Genomic DNA, 5,763 nt, shown 5'->3' with positions numbered 1-5,763 from the left:
CCATCGCGGCCGGCAAGACAGGGGGCGAGCCATCTTCGCCTTCAAGTTCGCCCCAGAAAAGGTCGTTCTGGGTATCTGCGAGAGCGGTTGTGCCGAAGAGGTTGAGCTGGAACGACATGGCCGTGCTCCGTACAAACGCCGGCGCCCGGCACTGCTTCTGCAGGCCGGGATGTTTTCGGGTCAGGTTTTCGGGATGTCAGGAACGGGCGTGCTAACCAGGTTGTATTGCCTGATTACTCTTTCCTTCAGCTCTTATCGCGACCGGGTCGGGCAGTGCGGGGCAAGGGTGCCGCGTAGCGGCAGCACCGGACCCGCGCGCAGGCGACGCAGACGCCGAGCACGGGGAGGAGCTACCCCTTGCGGCGTGCTGGCCGATCTGGTGCAGTTTTGTCTTATTTAGACCTTTTTTTGGCCATTCCTCTTCGGCAAACAATGGGCAATCGGCTCAAAGCTCTGGCGCTCCCGACCATAGGTAAACTAACTGTGGCCCCAGACGATACGTCCTGCGCAAGCAACGCACCAAATCAACAGAAAAAAGCGTTTTACGCGGTAAAATTTTTACGGCGTAAAAGATTTGGAACTCTTCTCTTGTCTTCAGAAAGCTGTCCTGTAAAAACTCCTTCTATACGGTGGCGGTCCGCGGAACTCCTGCATCGATAAGGTCCCAATGACAAAACATTCCTCTCCATCAAAACAATCCATCGTGATGCTATCATCGCCAAAGGGTGGTGTTGGAAAATCGTCGTTATCCCGGAATATACTTGTTTTAGCTGCTCAATCTGGCAGACAAGTATTAGGACTGGATATGGATAAACAGGCAACTCTAGCCACATGGGCGGAACGCAGGGAACGCGTCCGTGCGAGTATTCCGGCCGTGTCCCATATTCCTGTACATCGCGCGTCCCTTGATGACTGGCGGTCTACCCTGAAAATGGCGAGGCAATCCTCTGCCGATTTTATTGTCATCGACACGCCGCCTTCGATCGAAATCAACATGACAGCAATCTTGGGCTTGTGTGAAGGTTCTAACTTTGTTCTGGTTCCTTGCCAGCAAAGCCAAGACGATTTAGACAGCGTGATACCGTGGATGCGCCATTTGAAACAGAGCGGTGCGAAAGCAGCGTTCATCATTAATCGGGCAAACATTCGAACTCGTTCCTACGCGACTATCCGCTCCAAATTGCTAAATGTCGGACCCGTGTGTCCCGTAGAAATCGCCCAAGCAGAGGAAATATCACTCGCAAATGGTAAAGGGTTAGGCGTCATGGATCTAAGTCGGCCCAAAAACGCGGAAGCGTTTGGCGCACTCTGGTCATACTTGCGACAGGAGTTGGACCTGTGAGCAAAGCCAATTCGACGCGCGGCATCTCGCTGCGAGCCTTGCAGGGCCTTGATGCTGACGAAATACAGCCATCTGATGCGCGTCCTAGCGAGCTACATGAACTCACCACCGTATCTTCTGAAACCCTGGAGACAATTGCATCAGTATTTTCCGGAACGGACCTTGCGAAGGACGAGGGCCGCATCCGGATCATTCTTGATACCCAGCGCGCCGTAACATCTGCGTGGGAAAAGGCTGCGCGTTCCTTTCTGGAAATCGGCCGAGCATTAAATACGCTAGAAAATGCACTTTTTTCGAGAGAAGAAAAAAACCGTCTTAAAGCCAGTTTCGAACGCTTTTTCCCTTTCTCCGAACCGGTGGCCTCCCAGTTGCGTCGGATCGCAAGCATGGTGGATAGTGGCCGAATTAGCGAGACGTCACTACCGGGTTCATATAGTGCAGCGTATCAGCTGACTTTGCTGGGACCAGAGGAACTTGAAGCGGCGCGCGAGAAGGGCCTCGTCGGACCCAGCGCGTCTCGTTCTGCAATCATAGCATTCCGAAAGTCAATCAAGCGGCCTGCATCTCATGTTGATTTTGCCGCGCTCGTAACAGAGGCGCGGCGCCTTAGATCCACCAGGCGCCAAATGCTGGAACAGCTTGTTTCCATCCGAAAGCGCTTACGTGAAATCGATGAACTTATCAGTGACGAGTAAAAGTTCCGAGAGAGCATTAGGAGGCCAACCCCTGCATCTATTAGGGGATCGGCAACGCGACCTTCTACACAAGACGATCGAAATACGGTGGGCTGGAGGTCTCGAAGCTTGAGGAGCAGCAAGTAGGAAACTCGTGAGACGCCCGGCATTACGGCGTAATGCTCTGACCAAGGCGATGTCCAAACGGGATTACTCGCAACGGCGGGGGCGGGCCTGTAGTCTCATCACCGTCGACCCGAGAACGTGGCGTTATGCGTCATACCGTCCATGTGATACCGAGGTGCGCGGCCTACCGCGCCACCTTGCGGGCGAACGATGCCAGTTTCCCTATCAGGGTCGGCACATCTTTCTGGAGTGCGAAGGAGTAATCCTGATCCACAAGAAGCTGTTCCGGTTGTATCGCAAGGAAGGGTTGTCGGTCCACTAGTGTGGTGGCCAGAAACAGGAAGAAATGGGCACCTACTCGCCGACGCCGGTGCCCGACGGTCCTAATTAGCGCTGGACAACGGATGTCGCTTCCGCGTGCTGACCGTTGAGGACGACTACACGCGAGAGTGCCTAGTACTAGTCACCTGAATCTGAAGTTCGGCTCATTGTCTTATGACAAAAGCGCTTCACCGAGGCGAGGATCCGGTCGGCTGATTTAACCCACCGATACGGCCGTGGGTTTTTGTTATGTGCGTCGATAAAAGTTGTGATGTCGGCTTCGAGTGCAGTTGTTGACCGATGCACGCCGCGTTGGAGTTGCTTGCGCGTCAGTTCGGCGAACTAGCGCTCTACCTGATTGATCCAGGAAGCTGAGGTGGGCGTGAAGTGAACATGCCAATACGGGCGGCGCGCGAATCACGTCTTGATCGTGGTCGTTTTATGTGTGGCGTAGTTATCCATCACGAGGTGAACATCCAGGTCATCAGGCATCTCGGCATCAATACGTTTCAGGAAGTCGAGAAATTCCGTGGTACGATGACGTTTGTAGCATTTGCCGATTACCGCACCTGTTGCGATGTCGAGGGCTGCAAACAGCGACGTCGTACCGTTCCGGAGATAGGTATGGGTACGTCGTTCCGGCACGCCCGGTATCATGGGCAGGACTGGCTGTTCGCGGTCCAGCGCCTGGATCTGGGATTTCTCGTCGACGCACAGCACGATCGCGCGGTTCGGTGGCGACATGTAAAGACCGACAATATCCCGAACCTTGTCGACAAATAGCGGGTCCGTCGACAGTTTGAAGGTTTCAGCCCGATGCGGCTATCTTCGACTGTTCGTCCGCAATTAGCCTACTGATTTGCCTCTATGCGACTCAGACGTTTTCATCGTCTACGTTGAGTGAGGACTTTAGCGGGACCTAGGAAACGCGACTACCGTGCGTTTTGGTTCAACAGGTGGAGGTGAGGGAACTAATGTTAGGCCCACAGCACTCAGTTTGACTACCGCCTCTGGATATACTGCTAGCGCCAAGTTGAGTTGAGCGCAGAAGGTATCACGGAAATGGTCTAGGCGTTTTACGCCAGCGCCGAACTGGGCGTGAAGACCCTTCCAAGTGATTGGCGTGTCCTTCTGGAGGACATGCAGCCGATATGCAAGCCAGCAATATATATCTAAAGCCATCGAGTGTTTACTGATCGCTCGAATTGCGGATTCCTGAATAGGAACAGGATGTCGACGAAGCTGATCGTAGAATGTTTCACTTAGCTTCGTCCGCGCTAAAAGTTGTCCCCCGCTAGAGTCCTCGCCATCTTCCGTAAACAGTGCTTTGTCGACTATAAGTTGTTGTACTAATGCTGACTTTCCTGCTTGTTGGACCTCGAAAGTGAGACGACAGCGCGTGATGCGGAGTGCCTGCTCTCTTACGTCGGCTATCGTTTTGCCGCCAGGAGAGATGTTCATCTTCTTAAGCCAGTCGCGAAGCGACTTTCCGAGCTCAATTTCGCGACTCTGGGTTCTTAGAGCCTCGGTTTGCAGATATAGCAGTATAAGTCTGGCTCGACTTCCGTATGGGACACCAATCCATTGAAGTTCCCCATTCGGAAGCGTTCGTCGACCTGGTTCTACGAGAAGGGTAACTCTGTCGGTGCGAACTTGCCAAGGTGCAGAGTCGGGCTGTTTTTTATGTGGGAGCGGTGCTTGTGCCCAGCCGCTATACATGAAACCTAGTCCGGCATCTTCGTCCGTCAGATATGCGGCGGCCGCATCAACGACGCGGCGGTCCATGTCTAGCTGGAGTACATGCTGTCGACCATGCTCCTGAAGCAAGTCATGCACTTCCGCCATCATGGCTCCCCTAGGTATATGTATGTTGGCTCGATTCTGCGACCATGATGCACGGATTTGTTCAGAATGTCTCTGAGGACTGTAGCGGGATCTAATACTAGTTAAAGATAATTGTATTCTAATATTAGTTTGTCCCGTTAGTGTCCTCGGGATAACTTATGCGAATCGTGCTTGCTCCGTAAGCACGTGTCGCTAGAGTCCTCAGTTTTTCCGCTACAGTCCTCAGTACCCTGTTGGTCACCTCGCAAAAGGGAGGTGTAGCGAATCGGTATCTCTGAGGGCATCAAGTTTCCCGTCAGAGTCCTCGATTTGCAGATAGCGCTAATTTGGCCCCCCGTCAAAGTCCTCAAAACTGAGAAATTTTCAGGTTAGGAGGCTTCTAACAGCCCGATTTTCCTTGATGTTCGGCGGATAAACCTGTTTTTGACGCACAAAACCCCGCTAGAGTCCTCACTTCGAGGACCGTTTTGCGATCTGTTTCGGCTCCAGATTTCCGGCATATCTCAGAAATTAACCTTGCGCGTCGCATGTTCCCGCCAGAGTCCTCAGTTTTTGCCTCTGAAAGAAACTCCATGAGGACTCTGGCGGGAATGTAGACTGGAACAGGTGTTCAGAACTTTCACTTGGTCGGGTGGCGCGCTGAGACGCTGGCTCCGTCGATGTACGTTTTACGGTCTCTCGGGATAATGTCGTGGCGTGGGCTACGCCCGCCAAAGTCCTCATCTGGATGTTGTGGTTACACTGGGGGCTGACGTCCGTGATCACGCGTGACATGGCCCTGTCTATTTCCGGAGACTCTGCGAATCGACCCTCTCGGATATCCCAACTGATCTACCCAGTGACGCCGTTGTGAGTCGCGGCAGGGAGATAATCAACAGGTCTTCATCAGGGGAAATACTGGTTTCCTGATATTCTGCTTTTTTGCTGTGTGCCACTGGACGAATGCAGGTGAAAGCATGACCGCAATCAGGAAATTCCCCGATCTATTGCCGGGCTTTAGCTGGCGGGATATCGAGGTGAATGGCGTGCGGATCCGCACGGCTACCGGCGGAAACGGACCGCCGCTGCTCATGCTGCATGGTCATCCGCAGATGCATTTGACCTGGCATAAGGTTGCGCCCGCACTGGCGAAACGCTTTACCATCGTGGCCCCAGATCTGCGGGGTTACGGTGATAGCGCCAAGCCTGAAGGTGGGACGGATCACGCCAACTATTCCAAGCGGACCATGGCGGCTGATCAGGTTGGCGTCATGCACCAGCTTGGATTTGAACGGTTCATGGTTGTCGGGCATGACCGGGGCGGACGGGTGGCGCACCGTATGGCGCTGGATGCACCGCAGTCGGTGGAAAAACTGGTGCTGATCGATATCGCACCGACAGCAACGATGTATGCCCGGACCAATATGGAATTCGCCCGACGCTATTTCTGGTGGTTTTTTCTGATCCAGCCTGCCC

Annotated in this window: 4 protein-coding genes and 2 pseudogenes; 4 read left to right on the top strand and 2 right to left on the bottom strand. The window is 53.7% G+C overall.

What is annotated here, in order from left to right; translation table 11 throughout:
• Positions 1 to 667 precede the first annotated feature (667 nt).
• From GEU01_RS25005 to GEU01_RS27075, 3 genes and pseudogenes are all read left to right on the top strand, one after another.
• A complete protein-coding gene (locus GEU01_RS25005; protein ID WP_232272625.1) occupies positions 668 to 1,342 on the top strand; it encodes a ParA family protein in 675 nt (224 codons plus the stop codon).
• Positions 1,339 to 2,037, top strand: coding sequence for a hypothetical protein (locus GEU01_RS19035; RefSeq protein WP_019087337.1), 699 nt, complete (start codon positions 1,339 to 1,341; stop codon positions 2,035 to 2,037). The genes GEU01_RS25005 and GEU01_RS19035 overlap by 4 nt, the downstream gene beginning before the upstream one ends.
• A gap of 44 nt (positions 2,038 to 2,081) precedes the next feature.
• Positions 2,082 to 2,607 (top strand): annotated as a pseudogene (locus GEU01_RS27075) (IS3 family transposase); the annotation flags it as partial.
• Here the strand turns inward: GEU01_RS27075 and GEU01_RS23365 are convergent.
• Both GEU01_RS23365 and GEU01_RS25000 read right to left on the bottom strand, forming a co-directional pair.
• Positions 2,602 to 3,285 (bottom strand): annotated as a pseudogene (locus GEU01_RS23365) (IS630 family transposase); the annotation flags it as partial. The pseudogenes GEU01_RS27075 and GEU01_RS23365 overlap by 6 nt on opposite strands.
• Positions 3,286 to 3,372: 87 nt before the next feature.
• Complete coding sequence (locus GEU01_RS25000; RefSeq protein ID WP_010515665.1) at positions 3,373 to 4,311, bottom strand: replication protein RepA; 939 nt, start codon at positions 4,309 to 4,311, stop codon at positions 3,373 to 3,375.
• A gap of 953 nt (positions 4,312 to 5,264) precedes the next feature.
• Here GEU01_RS25000 and GEU01_RS19025 point away from each other — a divergent pair.
• On the top strand, positions 5,265 to 5,763 hold a 499-nt coding region (locus GEU01_RS19025), incomplete at its 3' end, for an alpha/beta fold hydrolase (RefSeq protein WP_026018882.1).

This window comes from Komagataeibacter europaeus LMG 18890, from assembly GCF_000285295.1.
Classification (GTDB): Bacteria; Pseudomonadota; Alphaproteobacteria; order Acetobacterales; family Acetobacteraceae; genus Komagataeibacter; species Komagataeibacter europaeus.
This window is presented reverse-complemented; position numbering and strand designations above follow the sequence as displayed.